Genomic DNA, 16,091 nt, shown 5'->3' with positions numbered 1-16,091 from the left:
ATCCGGCAAGCAGGTCGGAATTCTGTCGGAAGCACCGGTAACGGTTGCGTTTGGCAAGGCTCGGTTAGGATGCGCAAATCGTCCCTGTCGGGCCTCCCTGGAAACCTGCTCATGCGGCTGCTGGTCATCGAAGACAACCGCAACATGGTCGCCAATCTGTTCGAGTATTTCGAAGCGCGCGGGCACACCCTGGACGCCGCGCCGGACGGCATCACCGGCCTGCATCTGGCCACCACCCAGCATTACGACGTGCTGGTGCTGGACTGGATGATGCCGCGCATGGACGGCCCGGAAGTGCTGCGCCGCCTGCGCGAGCAGCACCAGTCCGAGTTGCCGGTGATCATGCTCACCGCGCGCGACGAACTGCCCGACAAGATCGCCGGGTTCCGCGCCGGAGCCGACGACTACCTGACCAAGCCTTTCGCGCTGCCCGAACTGGAAGTGCGCATCGAGGCCTTGCTGGCGCGCGCGCACGGCCGCCGTCGCGGCAAGCTGCTGCAGGTGGCCGACCTGCGGCTGGATCTGTCCACGCTGGAAGCCACCCGTGCGGGCCAGGCGCTGCATCTGTATCCGGCCTGCCGCAAGTTGCTGGAAGTGCTGATGCAGGCCAGCCCCGCCGCCGTCACCCGGCAACGGCTGGAGCAATCGTTGTGGGCCGACGACCCGCCCGATGGCGACATGCTGCGCTCGCATATCTACGAATTGCGCCGCAGCGTGGACGGCCCGTTTGCGCAGAAGTTGATCCACACCTTGCCGCGGCTCGGCTACCGGCTGGCCGTGCTGGATGGCGCCAGCGCGCTTGCCACAGGCGAATCCATCGATGGCTAAGCAGCGACCGTTGGGCCGCCGCGTCCTGGTGTGGTTGTTCGGCTACACGTTGTTGATGACGCTGGCGGTGTTCGGCACCGCGCAGTATCTGCACGAGCGCGCCGAGCACGGCGTCTGGCGCTCGCTGCTCAACTCCGAACTGGACAGCATTCTGGACCGCAGCGCCCAGGATCCGGGCTACCGCTGGCAGGATTCGGACACCTTGCGGCTGTACCGCGTCGATGACAGTGCGGCGCTGCCGCCGGTGTTGCGCACGTTGCATCCCGGCCTGCACGACGAACTGGAAATCGCCGGCCGCCAGAGTGCGGTGATGGTGCGCGACACCGCGCAGGCCGGTCGCCTGGCGCTGGTACTGGACATCACCGATTTCGAAGCGCTGGAAAAATTTCTCACCCGCTGGATGCTCGCCGCGGGTGTCGCGCTGATCAGCGTCACCTTGGTGATGGGCACCTATGCGATGGCGCGGCTGGTGCGGCCGTTGGTCGAGCTGGCACGCGATATCGGCGCGCTGCGCCCGGAGCGGCGCGCGCAACGTATCGCCGTGGGCCCGCAGGGCAGTGCCGAGCTGTACGTCATCGCCGATGCGCTCAACGATTATCTCGAGCGCAACGGCCAGTTCGTGGAGCGCGAACGCGCCTTCATCGACAGCGCCAGTCATGAGTTGCGCACCCCGATCGCGGTGATCGGCAACGCCGCCGAACTGGCGCTGGAACAGCCCGGTACACCGCCTGCGGTGCGTCATCAGCTTGAGCGCATCGCGCACACCAGCGGTGCGGTGGAGCAGCTGATCACCTTGTTGCTGGTGCTGGCCAAGGACCCCGGACGGCTGAGCTGCGGCAACGACACGCTGCGCCTGGATCAGTTATTGCCGGAGATCGTCGCCGACCACGCGCATCTATGTGCCGACAAGGATCTGCAGGTGGTCATCGACCCATTGCCGGCGTGCAGCCTGACCGCGCCGGTAGCCATCGTGCAGACCGCCATCGGCAACCTGCTGCGCAACGCGATCGAGAACAGCGACCGCGGCATCATCCGCGTCTCGCTCTCTCCACCGGGCGTGGTGCGCATCGCCGACCCGGGCCATGGCATGACGCCGGAAGAAATCAGTGCCATCTATGCGCGGCTGGCACGCGGCAATGCACGCCAGGGCAACGGCATCGGGCTGGAGTTGATCGGGCGCCTATGCGAGCACCTGGGCTGGCATCTGCATCTGGATTCCAGCGCAGGGCAGGGCACAGTGGCGACGCTGGATCTGTCCGGCTCGACGATTGCGACCGGGCTGCAGGGATAAATAGTCGCGATGCGTGTTGTGCGCGTAGCGCTCATCGCATCGGCGGCCGTGCGCGTGCTGCTGAGTGCCGCTCGATCAAGAAAAAACTGCAAGACGAACCACGCGGCATCGCCGACTACGTCAATAGCGTGAATCGCGCATCCGCAGTTTTATCAAGACCACGCAGCACTCAAGCCGGCAACAACCCGCGCGCGCTCAACCAGCTGCGCGCGTTCTCCGCATCCTGCTCGAACCAGGCACGCGTGGACCCGAGCCGGTAGGTGTAGCCCCAGGTGTCCATGTCGGTCATCAGGCGTGCGCTGCCCACACCGGGCAACTGATCGGCCAACAGGATCTGCAGATAACAGGTGGCGTCTTCTTCATCCACCGAATCGGTGGCATCGGTATGCACGGCGGCACGCTTGTCTGCCGGCAACACGATCAGATGCCCGGCCTCATGCAATAGCGAATGCACCGGCGTGTCCTCGCGCACATACACATCGCAACCGATGATGCCGGCTTCCGGCTCGCCCCAGAAACTCCCCGGTATCGGCGCGCCCGCATCCACGCGATGCAGGCGCAGGCCATAACGTGCGAGCAGCGCGGCGGGTGCGTCCAGGCCGATATCGGCCACGCACAACACAGTGGCAGATTCAGACTCGGAGTCGGATTCGGAAAGAATCGATGGTCACGCGGGAGAGCTCGCGGTCGGGTCACACGTTAAAACGGCACCGTGCAAACACGGTGCCGTTCAGAGGATGTGGAGTGGCTAACACAACGTCGCCAGCAGCCTGGCGGTGATCGCAGTCGTTTTGCCAGCCACTCTTACTTGTCGCCGTCTTCCGGCAACGCGACCGAGATATCCAGCACGTCGTGTTCGCCGTCCTTGACCAGATCAACCCGTACCGCATCGGCATCGATGTTGACGTACTTCTTGATCACTTCCAGCAATTCGCGCTGCAGCAGCGGCAGGTAGTCCGGACCTCCGCGATGGTTGCGCTCCTGCGCAATGATGATCTGCAAGCGGTTTTTGGCCGTCTCGGCGGTGTTCTTCTTGCTCTTGAGAAAATCGAGCAGGCCCATGCTTACCCTCCGAACAGCTTGCTGAAGAAGCCTTTCTTCTCCACGGATGTGAATCGCATCGGGCGGTCTTCGCCCATGATGCGGGCGACCGCGTCGTCGTACGCCATGCCGGCCGGCGACTCGGCATCCAGGATCACCGGCTCGCCCTTGTTGGAGGCGTTGAGCACATCGCCGGATTCGGGAATGATGCCGATGGCCTTGAGGCCGAGCACTTCTTCCACGTCGGTGATGCTGAGCATTTCGCCACCTTCCACGCGGCCCGGGCTGTAGCGGGTCAGCAGCAGGAATGCAGGAACGGTCTTGCCTTCCTCGGCCTTGCGGGTCTTGGAATCGAGCAGGCCGATGATGCGGTCGGAGTCGCGCACCGAAGACACTTCCGGGTTGACCACCACCACCGCGCGGTCGGCAAAATACATCGCCAGGAACGCGCCTTTTTCGATGCCGGCCGGCGAATCGCAGACGATGTACTCGAAGCCGTCGGCAACCAGATCCTTGAGCACCTTCTCCACGCCTTCCTGGGTCAGCGCATCCTTGTCGCGGGTCTGCGAGGCAGCCAGCACGTACAGGTTGTCGAAGCGCTTGTCCTTGATCAGCGACTGCTTGAGCGTGGCCTCGCCATGCACGACGTTGACGAAGTCGTACACCACGCGCCGCTCGCAGCCCATGATCAGGTCCAGGTTGCGCAGACCGACGTCGAAGTCGATGACGGCGACCTTCTTGCCGCGCTTTGCCAGCCCGCAGGCCAGGCTCGCGCTGGTGGTGGTCTTGCCGACGCCGCCCTTGCCGGAGGTGACTACGATGATTTCAGCCAAAGGATTTCTCCGAAATATTTCAGTGGTTGGGCTGCGTCAGTCCAGCGCAGCGATCTTGATCTGATCCTGCTCCAGCCAGACCTGGACGGCCTTGCCACGCAGTTCCATGGGGACATCGTCCAGCACCTTGTAGTGGCCAGCGATGGCGACCAGTTCGGCGTGGAAATCGCGGCAGAAGATGCGCGCGTCGGTATTGCCTTGCGCACCGGCCAACGCGCGGCCACGCAGGGTACCGTAGATATGGATGCTGCCGTCGGCGATCACCTCGGCGCCGGCACCCACCGTACTGAGTACGGTCAGGTCGCAGTTCTCCGCATACAGCTGCTGGCCCGAACGCACCGCGTTGCGTTGCATGCGGCCAGGTGCCGGGCGCACGACAGGCGCGGCGGGTTCCGCGCGTGCAGGTGGCGGCGGCGGAGGCGGTGGGCTCACCGCAGTGGGTTCGTATTGCGCACGGAACTTGGCCAGCAGCGGCACGCCGAGCTGCTGCGACAGCAGATCGATCTCGCTGGTGCCGTAGGCCAATGCAACCGGCAGCACGCCGGCCGCACGCAGACCATCCAGCAGCGCCTTGGCGGTGGTCACGTCGGGCAATTGCGACAGCCCACCGAAATCCAGGATCACCGCCGCACGACCGAACAACTTGGGCGCGCGGGTCACCCGTTCCTGCATCTCGCGCAGCAGGCGCGGCACATCCAGCGTGCGCACGCGCAGATTGGCGATGCCCACCTGGCCGATCTTCAGTTCGCCGGCTTGTTCAAAATCCACATTCACGCTCGCCACGCCTCAGCTCCCCGTCGATGCATTGTCGGTGGCAGCGGCATGACGCGGCCGGCCGACCCACGGCAACTGCTCGGGCAACTTGCCGCCATAGGTCTCCTTGACCCAGGGATAGCTGCACATGTCTTTCATCAGCATGCTGGCGCGCACTTCCACATCGGCCATGGTGTTCTGGCCGACCTCGCGGAAACCGAAGCTGCCATGGAACAGCAACGCCGCATCGGCACCATGGTCCAGGAACACCTCGCAGGCCAGTTGCGGGTAGCGCAACTCGGTGTAGCTCTGCACATCGGCATAGAACGCACGCCCGACGCCACCACCGCGACGGCGGCTGGCGACCACGATGCGGTCGATGTAGAAAAATTCCGGATGACGGTCCCGGAACCAGGCGAAATTGCTGCTGTCATGCGCACTGCCGCTACCGAACCCGACCAGAAACCCGGCCAGGTTGCCGTCGCGCTCGGCGACGCGAAAATATTCGGCCTGCTCGTAGAAGCGCTGCAGCTTGTTTGGATCCAGCGGCAGGATTGCCAGTCCGGCATTGTTGTTCAGGGCCAGGACGGAATCGAGCTCGTGCTCGCGCACGTCGCGGATAACGATCGACATTGGGACTCCGTGGGGTAACGCTCTCGACCCGAAATCGGATCTGCGTCGGATTATTACATGCGTGGCCTGAAGCGGCGACCCGGCATGCGCGCTCCGCTGGGCATGCGGACGAGGAGGCGGCAGCGGCGCGCCGATGTCGTACTGCCACGTGTTGCCAAAGCGCCGATGCATGACTTCCGGCAAGAGGGCAGGGCCGAGCGTTACGCCTAAGATGCTTACATGTTGGGATACCTCAGTCATACGCGCGTCCTGCGCTTCGCCGGCCTGTTCACCTGGGCGATGATCGCCATGCCGTTGGTGTACACCTACTGGCCGGTTGCCGAAGAGGGCGACCACCGCAGCGTGGCCGAAGCCCTGCTGATGTCGGGGTTCTTCGTCGGCTTCGGCGCCAGCTACTTCTGGCTGACGCGCGGGTTGAACAGCGGCGGCCACGCGCACTGGTACGACCGGCTGATTCTGCTGCTGCTCACCATCTTCGCGCTGGCGGTCAGCTATCTGAGCGGAACCGGGCTGGGCAGCATTCTGATGATGGTGGCGGCCGGGGTGATCCCCTGGCTGCTGCCGCTGCGCATCGGCGTGGCCTGGCTGGTGCTCAGTCAGCTGGCGGTACTGCCGGTGTTCTACTACCTGCGCCCGGACTTCACCCTGTTCGCCGCATTGATGCAGTCGCTGTTGTACGGCGGCTTTTCGATGTTCATCTTCGTGACCAGCCTGGTCGCGCGCCAGCAGACCGATGCGCGCGAAGAACAGCGCCGGCTCAATGCCGAATTGCGTGCCACCCGCGCGCTGCTGGCCGAAAGCGCCCGCATCAACGAGCGCACCCGCATCTCGCGCGAGCTGCACGACCTGCTCGGCCACCACCTCACCGCGCTGAGCCTGAATCTGGAAGTGGCCGGCCACATCACCGAGGGCCAGGCCCAGGAGCACGTGCGCCAGGCGCATACGCTGGCCAAGCTGCTGCTCACCGATGTGCGCGAGGCGGTCAGCCACCTGCGCGATAGCGGCGCCATCGATCTGGAAGCGGCCTTGCGCCCGCTGGTGACCCAGGTGCCGTCGCTGGACATCCATCTGGACATCGCCCAGCCGCTGACCCTGGACGACCCCGAGCGCGCCCACGTGCTGCTGCGCTGTACCCAGGAAATCATCACCAATGCGGTGCGCCATGCCGGTGCGCGCAACCTGTGGATCCAGGTGCGCCGCGATGCCGACAGCGTGCTGATCGACGCCCGCGACGACGGCCACGGTGCCGACACCGTGGCGCCCGGCAACGGGTTGCGCGGCATGCGCGAACGCCTGAACCAGTATGGTGGCCAGCTCGAGATTCAAACCCGGCGGGGTGACGGCTTCGGCCTGCGCATCTCCGTTCCAGGCGCGCCGGCACTGATGCCTGCGGCCGTGACTCAAGGAGTGTTCTAGATGATCCGTGTGTGCCTGGTCGACGACCAAACCCTGGTACGCCAGGGCATCCGCTCGCTGCTGGCGCTGGACAACGGCATCGAAGTGGTCGCCGAGGCCTCCGATGGCAAGCAGGCGGTCGAGCAGATTCCGCAGATTCAGCCCGATGTGGTGCTGATGGACATGCGCATGCCGGTGATGTCCGGGCTGGAGGCGCTACAGATGCTCTCGCGCAACGGCACGCTGCCGCCGACGATCATCCTGACCACCTTCGACGATGACCAACTGGTGCTGGCCGGACTCAAGGCCGGCGCCAAGGGCTATCTGCTCAAGGACGTCTCGCTGGAACAACTGGTCGGTGCGATCCGCACCGTGGCCGGCGGCGGCTCGCTGGTGCAGCCGGCGGTGACCCAACGCCTGCTGTCGGGCCTGGAACACATGCGCAACGAGTTCGTCAGCCTGGACCGGCCCGACCCGCTGACCGACCGCGAGACCGAGATCCTGCGGCTGATGGCCAGCGGCTTCTCCAACAAGGAGATCGCCAATTCGCTGGGCGTGGCCGAGGGCACCATCAAGAATCATGTGTCCAACATTCTGTCCAAGCTCGGCGTGCGCGATCGCACCCGCGCGGTATTGAAGGCCTTCGAGCTGCAGTTGGTCTGACGGCATCGCGCGGTGGCGCCCAATCCCCATCGGCGCTGAGGGGATTGGGCGCGCGGCGGCGCGTTTCACCCTGCGGGCGTGCCTGATTCACTCCGGTGCGATTCACCGTGGCGCGTTGCTGTGCATCTGCATGGCAACAGGCTGACGAGCAGGGCGAATGCGCCATGCCATCGCTGCATCACACACAGGCATCGCGCGATGTGCATCATAGCGGCGCGCAATCCGTCCAAACCCCTGCCTGGATTAGGATTGCGTCGTTGTGCAACGGCGTGTCTTGCGGCAGATGACACCGCAAGACCGCGCTACCCGTCGCACAACTGAACATCTTTCTCGAAGCCTGCTAGGATGGCGGCTTCGCTTCACTCAACCCGGCCGTGGGATCGGCCCCGGAGACCTCCTGAATGACCCGTATTATCGAGTTCCTGATCGCCTTGGGGATCGTGGCTGGCCTGTTTGTCGTAGTGGGCCTGGTGTTGCCCTCGGAGCGGCAGATGTCCGAGAGTGTTGAGACCAACCGCAGAATGACGATTGTTTACGACACCGTGAACAGCTTCCGTCGTTTCAAGGATTGGAACCCGCTCGTGCTGCGTGACCCCAAGCTCCAGCTGAAGCTGGCCGGCCCTGAAGAGGGCAAGGGCGCACGTATCGAGTACAGCTCCACCGAAGGTTACATCGGCAAGGGCAGCTGGGAGATCACCAACAGCGTCAAGAACGAGCGTGTTGAGATTTCGATCGACGATCCCACCAAGGGCTATGACAAGGTCACCAATTTCACCCTGGTGCCGACCGGCAAGAACAACAAGAACGTCAAGATCACGCAGGACTACAGCGTCAAGTACGGCTGGAACCTGTTCGGTCGTTATGCCGGCTTGTATGTCAGCCGCCACGTGGGTGACGACCTGAAACTGGGTCTGTCGCGTCTGGCGACCGCACTGGCCACCGTTCCCAATTTCGACTACCGCGCCGAGCTGGATGGCAAGCCGGTGTTGAGCGATCTCAAGATCGTCGATGTGCCGGCCGAGGACCTGTTGGTTGTCACCGCAGGCAACATCGATCGTGACAACGAGACGATCAAGAAGTCGATCAAGGACAATCAGGAGTGGATCAAGCGTGTGATGGACTCCAACGGCCTTGAGGCTGCGGGTCCGGTGCGCATCGTCACCACCGACTTCGCGTCCGACAAGTACGCCTTCGACGTCGTGCAGCCGGTGCGCAAGCGTGCCGGTGCGGCTCCCAAGCCGGATGCGGCCAAGGACGCTGCCAAGAAGGACGACGCCGCTGCCGCTGCTCCGGTCGATGCAACGCCGGTTGCCGCCACTGGCGAAGAGCTGAAGGTCAATATTCCGACCGAAGCACCGGTGAAGTACGAGCGCACCAAGGCGCATCGCTCCGCCTATGCAACCTACGCAGGCCACATGGCCGGTCTGGATGCAGTGCGTAGCTCGCTGCGTGCCTGGTCTGCCACCAACGGCAACGACGTGACCGAGCGTCCGTACGAGTCGTGGAAGGCAGGCGTGGACAAGTCGTTTACGCCGGAAGGTGTCTACGATGTTTACTGGGCCATCAAGTAATCGTTTCACCACGATGAGTTGATCCAGACGAAAACGCGCCGCAGCCTTGCGGCGCGTTTTTTTTTGCGCCACGGCGCTGCAATGGAGCCTGCCCTCATGTCCCTGCTCGAACGTCGTAAGAAACATCCCTCGCTGCTGGCGTTCTGCGGCGCGTTGCTGGCCGCTATCGCGGTGGGATTGTCGGCCTATGCCTCGCATGGCGTGGCCGATGCAGTGCTGCAATCGCGGCTGCAACTGGCGTCGCTGTACGCATTCGGGCATGGCGCGGTCTTGGCCGTGCTCGGCACCACCGAAACGCGCGCGCTGGGTCGGACCGGTCTGTATCTGCTGTTGATCGGCACGCTGCTGTTTGCCGGTAGCCTGGTCGGCGGCGCGCTGCTGCGGTGGCCCACCAGCCTGGCGCCGGTTGGCGGGGTCAGCCTGATGCTGGGCTGGGTAGTGCTGGCGGTCGGCGCGTTGAGGCGCTGAGCATGCCGCGCCATGCCCGCGGATTCGATGTGGAAGCTGCGTTCGCGCACTTGACCCGGCGCGACCGCGCGCTGGGTGCGTGGATGAAGCGCATCGGCCCGATCGCGCCACAACCGGGTTGGCGCAAGCCGTTCGATCCGGTGGATGCATTGGCGCGCGCGATCCTGTTCCAGCAACTCAGCGGCAAGGCGGCCTCCACGATCGTGGCGCGGGTGGAAGTGGCGATCGGTGCGCAGCGGTTGCATGCGGATACGCTCGCTCGTATCGACGATGCGGCATTGCGCGCCTGCGGCGTGTCCGGCAACAAGGCGCTGGCATTGCGCGATCTGGCGCGGCGCGAACTGGAAGGCGAGATTCCCTCGTTACGCAAGCTCGCTTTCATGGACGACGAAGTGATTGTCCAGGCGCTGATACCGGTGCGTGGCATCGGCCGCTGGACGGTGGAAATGATGCTGATGTTTCGCCTGGGTCGCCCGGATCTGCTGCCGATCGACGACCTTGGCGTGCGCAAAGGTGCCCAACGCGTGGACAAGCAGGAGCAGATGCCGACGCCGAAGGAACTGGCCGCACGCGGCGAACGCTGGGGCCCGTATCGCAGCTACGCCGCGTTCTATCTGTGGAAGATCGCCGACTTCAGCGTGGCGGCCAAGGTGCCGACGCCGCGCTCGCAGGAGTAGCTCGCGCGCAAGGGTAGCAGACAAGCTGGGCGGTCGTGTCGCGCTGCGTCGCGTGAGCCATGACGCGCGGCCGGCTTACGTCGCTGACCAACGCCAATGCCACGGCTCGTAGACGATGCCATGCGGGTTGTCGCGCGGATAACTCAGGCGAAAGCCGAACTGCGCGGCATGCGTACGCAGCCACGCGAATGCTGGCGTCGCTTCGAAGGCGTCTTCGGCCGGCGGCTCGCCTGGCGTGCCGATATCCAGTGCATCGCCGCTGTGGTGTTCGCTGAAGCCTGGCGCTGCGTTGACGGCCAGAATCTGGGCAAGCGTGAGGCCGCGCGCGAACTTGCGTTCGAAAATGCCCAGTTGATAGTCGTGACTGCGATAGCCGGAGATCGCATCGAGCAGGATGCCCGTGCGTGCCGCATCGATGCGCATGCGGTGCCAGGCGCGGGCCGCGCCGTGGCTGAGCCAGAGCGGCCGACCGAAGCGGTCGCGGCCGGCATGCTGCAGCACGGACGGTTCGGCGATCAGCATCAGGCCGGTCTGGCTGACGTAATCGTCGTGAGCGATGCCCAGCTGCGTCAGACGGCGTTGCAGGCCGTCGATCGGGAGCGTGGTGGCGCGTGGCGGCAGGCGAGGCGTGTCGGCATCCAACCGATCCAGCGCCTCATCCAGGCCGGGCTCGCGTGCCAGCCGCGGCACCAGCGGCATCAGCCCCTGCGCCAGTTGCGCAGCCAGATAGCGCCCATCGCGCTTGCGCCTCAGCAGCCAGTCGGCCTGCGCCAGCACACGCGCGTCGGCATTGCTGCGCGCCTGCAGAAGGGCGGCTGGCACCAGTTCGATCGAGCGGGTATTGAGCAGCAGGGTCGGCAAGGGACGTATCGGCATCGGCACAGGGTAGGCCGAAGTGGCCAGCGCGGCCAGCGAAGGCAAATCCTGGTACAGCGGCGGGTAGCCGTGGCTGCGAGAGCTCGGCGACCACCGCCGCCACGTCCGTCATCAACGCAGCGCACGAGCGGCCACTGCGCGCCAGCTGCCGAGGCGCGCTGGCGCGCCGATGTCAGAGTTCCTTCTTGAACACCAGCAGCGCTGTGCCAAGCGGCATATGCATGAGGATGTTGACCAGCTCCCAGCCGAGGTTGCCCTGCTTGACCAGTTCGGCCTGGATGTCCTCGCTCTTGATCGTGCCGATAAACGACGGCTTCAACTCGATGGTCAGATAGTTCCAGCGTTTGCTCATGCTTGCGGTTCCTTGTCGTCGCGCGGCTTCGGCAGCCGGCCGGCCTTGCGCAGCGCATCGCGCAACACGTATTCGATCTGTGCGTTGAGGCTGCGCAGTTCGTCGTCTGACCAGCGCTGCACGGCGGCCAGGACGTCGGCGTTGATGCGCAGCGGATAGGCCTTCTTTTCGTTCACTCGCGCTCCCCGCGGCCGCTGTGGCGGCGCAGGTGCATCACCATCGAGACGATCAACACGTTCACGCCGACGAGCATGCCGATCACCACCGCGTAGATACCGGCGCGGTTGTCGCCGGCCCAGTACAGACACGCGGCACCGATCAGGATCACCAGGCCGATCAGCGCCCAGCGCAGGCCCAGGCCACGCGCGCGGTCGTCCTCGTCCGCCCCGATGGAGGCGGCGATTGCCAGCGCGGGCAAGCCGGAGAGCGCGACCACCAACGGCACCATGACATTCATCGCATCACCTCAATACAGCGAGCCGGCGTTGACCACCGGTTGGGTGCCACGATCAGAACACAACACCGTGAGCAGGTTGCTGACCATGTGCGCCTTGCGCTCTTCGTCCAGCTGCACCACGCCATTTTTCTGCAGTTCGGACAGCGCCATTTCGACCATGCCCACCGCACCGGCGACGATGCGCGTGCGTGCGGCGATCACCGCATTGGCCTGCTGCCGCTGCAGCATGGCCTGGGCGATTTCCGGTGCGTAGGCGAGGTGGCTGATGCGCGCTTCGATCACATCCACGCCGGCCTGGGTCAGGCGCTCGTCCAGATGGCGCTTGAGTTGCTCGCTGATTTCGGCCGGGTGACTGCGCAGCGAGATCTGATCGTCTTCGTGCTGGTCGTAGGGGTAGCTGGTGGCCATCGCACGCAGCGCCGCTTCGGACTGGATATGCACGAAGCTTTCGTAGTCGTCCACGTTGTAGACCGCTTCGGATGCGTCCAAAACCTGCCACACGATCACGGCGGCAATCTCGATCGGGCTGCCATCCAGTTCGTTGACCTTGAGCCGGCCGCTTTCGAAGTTGCGCACGCGCTGGCTGACGCGACGTTTTGCATAGAAGGGGTTGTTCCAGCGCAGCCCTGGGTCCTTGACCGTGCCGACGTACTTGCCGAACAGGCTCAGCACTGCGGCCTGATTCGGCTCCAGCGTGTACAGGCCGGCCAGCACGAACACGTTGCCGGCTGCGATCAGGATGGCCGGCAGCATGCCCAGAATCGGCAACAGGCCCATGCCGGCTGCGACCAGCGTAGAGGCCGCCAGCAGCAGCACGACGACCCTGGCAACGATCAGCGGAATGCCTGGAACAGAACCGAGCGATTTCTCTTTCATGGTTGGGCGTCCTTGTTGTTTGAAAGAAAGATATCAGATTGATATCAAATTCAAGCTGGTTTCCGACCGGCGGTCGTGCCAGCCGCCCGTTAGAATGGCGGCCCTCTTCCGATCTGGACCGCGCTCATGACTACTTTCGGCACGCCGTTGTCGCCTTCCGCCATCCGCGTGCTGTTGCTGGGTTCGGGCGAACTGGGCAAGGAAGTGGCGATCGAATTGCAGCGCTTCGGGGTGGAAGTGATCGCTGCTGACCGTTACGCCAATGCGCCGGCGATGCAGGTCGCGCACCGTTCGCATGTGCTGGACATGCTCGACCCGCAGGCGTTGCGCGCGCTGATCGCCAAAGAGCAGCCGCAGTTGATCGTGCCGGAGATCGAGGCCATCCATACCGAAACGCTGGTTGCGCTGGAGCGCGAACAGGGCCAGAAAGTGATCCCGACCGCGCGTGCTGCACGCCTGACCATGGATCGCGAAGGCATCCGCCGCCTTGCCGCCGAAACGCTGGGCCTGCCGACCTCGCCATACCGCTTCGTCGACACCGCGGCCGAGTACCGCGAGGCAATCGCCGCGGTTGGCCTGCCATGTGTGGTCAAGCCGGTGATGTCGTCGTCGGGCAAGGGCCAGAGCACTTTGCGCAGCGAAGCGGATATCGATGCCGCGTGGGACTACGCGCAGACCGGCGGGCGTGCCGGTGCCGGCCGCTGCATCGTCGAAGGCTTCATCGACTTCGATTACGAGATCACCTTGTTGACCGTGCGGCATGCCGGCGGTACTTCGTTCTGCGATCCGATCGGGCACTGGCAGAAAGATGGCGACTACCGCGAGAGCTGGCAGCCGCAGCCGATGTCGCCGGCCGCGCTGCAGCGCTCGCAGCAGATCGCGCAGGCGATCACCGATGACCTTGGCGGCTGGGGGTTGTTCGGTGTGGAGCTGTTCGTCAAGGGCGACGAAGTCTGGTTCAGTGAAGTCTCGCCGCGCCCGCACGACACAGGTCTGGTCACGCTGGTGTCGCAGGAGTTAAGCGAATTCGCGCTGCACGCGCGCGCCATTCTCGGCCTGCCGGTCGGTGCCGAGAACGGTGGCGTGATTCGCCAGAGCGGCCCGTCGGCATCATGCGCAGTGCTCGCACATGGTCACGGCGTGCCGGTCTTCGATAACGTTGCCGATGCACTGCGCGACCAGGACACCGCACTACGTCTGTTCGGAAAACCGCGCGTGGATGGTCACCGCCGTGTCGGTGTCACGCTGGCGCGCGCGGACAGCATCGATGCTGCGCGCGAGAAAGTGCGCGTGGCGGCTGCGGCGCTGACGATTCAGCTGACTGCCTGAGTTTCCGGTCGACTCGCATTGGTGCAGTGGAAAGATTGCCGTACCGTAGACTTTGGTTGCTGGCTTTGAAAAGTCAGTTAGTAGCTAACAGGCGAGGCGCCAGGGAATGAGCTCCCTGCGACTCTCGCCCGGTCAGCTCATGGTTCGAGCTGATGGAGCTTGCGTTTGCTCCTGTTGCAGGTTCCGTTGCTGCTCTGCCTGCACGCGCTCGGCTGCAGCCTGCGTCCATGCCTGACTGCTCTGCTCCAGCGGTGTATTGAGTGCGGAAACCGTATCGACATGGGCGCGCAACTGGTCGTGCGATCCGGCCGAGTAAGGATTGTTCTGCACAGCAAATGCGCGCGAGGCATCGTCGCTCAGTCTCACTTCGTCGATGCGGTCCATTCCCATCTTGCAGGATTGCACCGCCAAGCAGCCCGCAAGATTGGCGCTGCACGCGTCCGTTTGCCGTCCGTGTTCGCGATCCAGTGTCTGTACGTGATCCTGCGCCTGTGCAAACAGTTGGTAGCCTGGATGCGTGGGGTCCTTCAACGATGGCGCGTGCCGCTCTTCGCTGAGAATGTGCTGCTGCAACGACCTTTGTGCCGGAAGCGGGTTCCGGATTTCCTTGTTCAATGGACTGTGCGGAAATGGTGCCTCAATGCTCTCCACACCGTGGATATTGCGTAGCGGGCGGTAAGCATCTTTTCCCGAGCCTTCTACCGGCAAAGGAATGCGAACATCCGGAAGCAGTTGTCCGGCTCCTGGACCAAGCAAGCCATTCACATCGATGCTCTTGTTTCGATGGAGTCCGGCATGATTGAGGGCTGCCCAGGTAAAATCGACGCAGTTGTTGCGTACGTCCTTGTATTCCTTGTCGAAGCCTAGTTTTTCAGGTTCGCGGCCGAACTGTTGGAGCTTATCGTATTGTTCCTTGCTTATTTCCATCGTTCTGGAATAGGCAGGTTTGTGGTACTCATCGGCATCAGAGTTGTAAATTTCACCGGGGCCATTGGTCTGTCCGTGAGTGACAGGGGCAAATCCATAGCTTGTTGATTGCTTACCATCGCTAGTCACGAAAAACATGTGGCCGGGGCCGGACGTGACAGGTATACCATCTTTTGTCTGCTGCTGACCTTCGTCGTATAAGGGGGTGCCGGGAGCCGCTATAACGACCGTCACTGTGTAGTGCTGCTTGTCCATAACGAAATCCCTGTCAGGTTTGTATTATTTAGAGGATGTTAATCTTTTTTGTATTGTGATTTCTGCTTCAGGAATATTCAGTACTGGATTGCCTGCTACTGATGAAATATCGACGCGATACCGGCCATAGCTTCTTAGGTGGAGGTTGCAGACGATCCAGTTACTTGAATCAGAGTTATGTGCTCCGGATTCGATGTATTTGATATCGGGGTTTCCTACGCGCCAGCCGAAAAATTTTACCTTGCTAGGCTCTTTTCTCAACAGGGCTTGGAAGTTGTCTTCTGTAAATATTTTATCGCAACTCCCTGCCTCCCATTTGCAGGCATTCACTTTGAGTGCGTATCTTACCGGTGAGTCGCTGTTGTTTAGTGTTGTGACTGGGTCGACGGGTCCTTTGCGACTCAGGTTTAATCCGACGATGTAGGACCGAGTGAGATTTACATTCTCCGGTGTCGCCTCGAATTCGAAGCGCACATGGGCATCCGTCGCATCCACCGGAAATGGTCGGCTGAGCATAAGGTCTTCCTTTTCAGAAGACGTTGGCTTGTTTGCACTGCACGCGCTTGCGAGGCAGGCGAGCGCGAACGGCAGAGAAAAATTGCCCAAGAAGCGGTGCGCATGGTGGAAATGCAGTCTCATTCAACTTCCTTGCGATACCTGTCTGCGAGGGAGTGTAAGCCTGTCGACTGAATCCGGACCACTCAAATTTGACGTGGCCGCCCTCGGGAACCTTGTCAATCACTGGCTCAGGTACTTGCAGAAATCATCTGCTCCTCCGGCATGGCGTTAGGACTCGGAGCGTTAAATCTTCCCTTTCTTGCATATAGCCTTAGTGTTATGTGCAGCCGTCGACGCCAGGCCCAGAG

At 63.2% G+C, this 16,091-nt stretch carries 20 protein-coding genes; 8 read left to right on the top strand and 12 right to left on the bottom strand.

Annotated features, from left to right (window positions below; translation table 11 throughout):
* Window positions 1-111: 111 nt before the first annotated feature.
* A complete protein-coding gene (locus tag NDY25_RS04160) occupies window positions 112-828 on the top strand; it encodes a response regulator transcription factor (RefSeq protein WP_168957962.1) in 717 nt (238 codons plus the stop codon).
* A complete protein-coding gene (locus NDY25_RS04155) occupies window positions 821-2,119 on the top strand; it encodes a sensor histidine kinase (protein ID WP_168957961.1) in 1,299 nt (432 codons plus the stop codon). The genes NDY25_RS04160 and NDY25_RS04155 overlap by 8 nt, the downstream gene beginning before the upstream one ends.
* Before the next feature lie 169 nt (window positions 2,120-2,288).
* On the opposite strand, the gene NDY25_RS04150 is transcribed toward NDY25_RS04155, so the two are convergent.
* From NDY25_RS04150 to NDY25_RS04130, 5 genes are all read right to left on the bottom strand, one after another.
* Window positions 2,289-2,780, bottom strand: a complete 492-nt coding sequence (locus NDY25_RS04150; RefSeq protein WP_256627967.1) for a hypothetical protein — start codon at window positions 2,778-2,780, stop codon at window positions 2,289-2,291.
* A gap of 143 nt (window positions 2,781-2,923) precedes the next feature.
* Window positions 2,924-3,181: a cell division topological specificity factor MinE gene (gene minE / locus NDY25_RS04145; protein WP_005994583.1), complete on the bottom strand. Its 258-nt coding sequence runs from the start codon at window positions 3,179-3,181 to the stop codon at window positions 2,924-2,926.
* Between the two features lie 2 nt (window positions 3,182-3,183).
* Window positions 3,184-3,993 (bottom strand): septum site-determining protein MinD, encoded by an 810-nt coding sequence (gene minD / locus NDY25_RS04140; RefSeq protein ID WP_006450025.1) that lies wholly within the window; start codon window positions 3,991-3,993, stop codon window positions 3,184-3,186.
* Between the two features lie 36 nt (window positions 3,994-4,029).
* Window positions 4,030-4,776 carry a septum site-determining protein MinC gene (gene minC, locus NDY25_RS04135; protein WP_168957960.1) on the bottom strand — a complete coding sequence of 249 codons (747 nt, stop codon included), beginning with the start codon at window positions 4,774-4,776 and terminating at the stop codon, window positions 4,030-4,032.
* Between the two features lie 3 nt (window positions 4,777-4,779).
* The gene (locus tag NDY25_RS04130) at window positions 4,780-5,379 is read right to left on the bottom strand and encodes a GNAT family N-acetyltransferase (RefSeq protein ID WP_006450023.1); all 600 of its coding nucleotides are present in this window, start codon (window positions 5,377-5,379) and stop codon (window positions 4,780-4,782) included.
* Between the two features lie 219 nt (window positions 5,380-5,598).
* On the opposite strand from NDY25_RS04130, the gene NDY25_RS04125 reads away from it, so the two are divergent.
* The 5 genes from NDY25_RS04125 (at window position 5,599) to NDY25_RS04105 (ending at window position 10,153) form a co-directional block, all read left to right on the top strand.
* A complete protein-coding gene (locus NDY25_RS04125; protein ID WP_023903105.1) occupies window positions 5,599-6,795 on the top strand; it encodes a sensor histidine kinase in 1,197 nt (398 codons plus the stop codon).
* The gene (locus NDY25_RS04120; protein WP_006450021.1) at window positions 6,796-7,437 is read left to right on the top strand and encodes a response regulator; all 642 of its coding nucleotides are present in this window, start codon (window positions 6,796-6,798) and stop codon (window positions 7,435-7,437) included.
* Window positions 7,438-7,838: 401 nt separating this feature from the next.
* Window positions 7,839-9,008 carry a polyketide cyclase gene (locus NDY25_RS04115; RefSeq protein WP_168957959.1) on the top strand — a complete coding sequence of 390 codons (1,170 nt, stop codon included), beginning with the start codon at window positions 7,839-7,841 and terminating at the stop codon, window positions 9,006-9,008.
* 81 nt (window positions 9,009-9,089) lie between these two features.
* Window positions 9,090-9,476, top strand: coding sequence for a DUF423 domain-containing protein (locus tag NDY25_RS04110; protein WP_256627786.1), 387 nt, complete (start codon window positions 9,090-9,092; stop codon window positions 9,474-9,476).
* A 2-nt stretch (window positions 9,477-9,478) separates the two neighbouring features.
* Complete coding sequence (locus NDY25_RS04105; protein WP_168957957.1) at window positions 9,479-10,153, top strand: DNA-3-methyladenine glycosylase family protein; 675 nt, start codon at window positions 9,479-9,481, stop codon at window positions 10,151-10,153.
* A gap of 75 nt (window positions 10,154-10,228) precedes the next feature.
* Here the strand turns inward: NDY25_RS04105 and NDY25_RS04100 are convergent, their stop codons facing one another.
* The 5 genes from NDY25_RS04100 to NDY25_RS04080 form a co-directional block, all read right to left on the bottom strand.
* A complete protein-coding gene (locus NDY25_RS04100; RefSeq protein WP_168957956.1) occupies window positions 10,229-11,029 on the bottom strand; it encodes a M15 family metallopeptidase in 801 nt (266 codons plus the stop codon).
* A 172-nt stretch (window positions 11,030-11,201) separates the two neighbouring features.
* Window positions 11,202-11,381, bottom strand: a complete 180-nt coding sequence (locus NDY25_RS04095; protein ID WP_023903110.1) for a DUF4177 domain-containing protein — start codon at window positions 11,379-11,381, stop codon at window positions 11,202-11,204.
* Window positions 11,378-11,557 carry a type II toxin-antitoxin system antitoxin gene (locus tag NDY25_RS04090; protein ID WP_006450015.1) on the bottom strand — a complete coding sequence of 60 codons (180 nt, stop codon included), beginning with the start codon at window positions 11,555-11,557 and terminating at the stop codon, window positions 11,378-11,380. Before NDY25_RS04090 ends, NDY25_RS04095 begins: the two co-directional genes overlap by 4 nt.
* Window positions 11,554-11,838, bottom strand: a complete 285-nt coding sequence (locus NDY25_RS04085) for a hypothetical protein (protein WP_006450014.1) — start codon at window positions 11,836-11,838, stop codon at window positions 11,554-11,556. Before NDY25_RS04085 ends, NDY25_RS04090 begins: the two co-directional genes overlap by 4 nt.
* Before the next feature lie 9 nt (window positions 11,839-11,847).
* Entirely contained in the window at window positions 11,848-12,615 is a 768-nt protein-coding gene (locus NDY25_RS04080) for an SPFH domain-containing protein (RefSeq protein WP_425510787.1), read from the bottom strand.
* A 225-nt stretch (window positions 12,616-12,840) separates the two neighbouring features.
* On the opposite strand from NDY25_RS04080, the gene purT reads away from it, so the two are divergent.
* The gene (gene purT / locus NDY25_RS04075; RefSeq protein ID WP_168957954.1) at window positions 12,841-14,043 is read left to right on the top strand and encodes a formate-dependent phosphoribosylglycinamide formyltransferase; all 1,203 of its coding nucleotides are present in this window, start codon (window positions 12,841-12,843) and stop codon (window positions 14,041-14,043) included.
* A gap of 132 nt (window positions 14,044-14,175) precedes the next feature.
* On the opposite strand, the gene NDY25_RS04070 is transcribed toward purT, so the two are convergent.
* Window positions 14,176-15,225, bottom strand: a complete 1,050-nt coding sequence (locus tag NDY25_RS04070; RefSeq protein ID WP_233366584.1) for an XVIPCD domain-containing protein — start codon at window positions 15,223-15,225, stop codon at window positions 14,176-14,178.
* Between the two features lie 24 nt (window positions 15,226-15,249).
* Window positions 15,250-15,864 (bottom strand): hypothetical protein, encoded by a 615-nt coding sequence (locus NDY25_RS04065; protein ID WP_256627785.1) that lies wholly within the window; start codon window positions 15,862-15,864, stop codon window positions 15,250-15,252.
* Between the last annotated feature and the right edge of the window lie 227 nt (window positions 15,865-16,091).

Source organism: Xanthomonas hortorum pv. pelargonii (assembly GCF_024499015.1).
Lineage (GTDB): Bacteria > Pseudomonadota > Gammaproteobacteria > Xanthomonadales > Xanthomonadaceae > Xanthomonas > Xanthomonas hortorum_B.
This window is presented reverse-complemented; position numbering and strand designations above follow the sequence as displayed.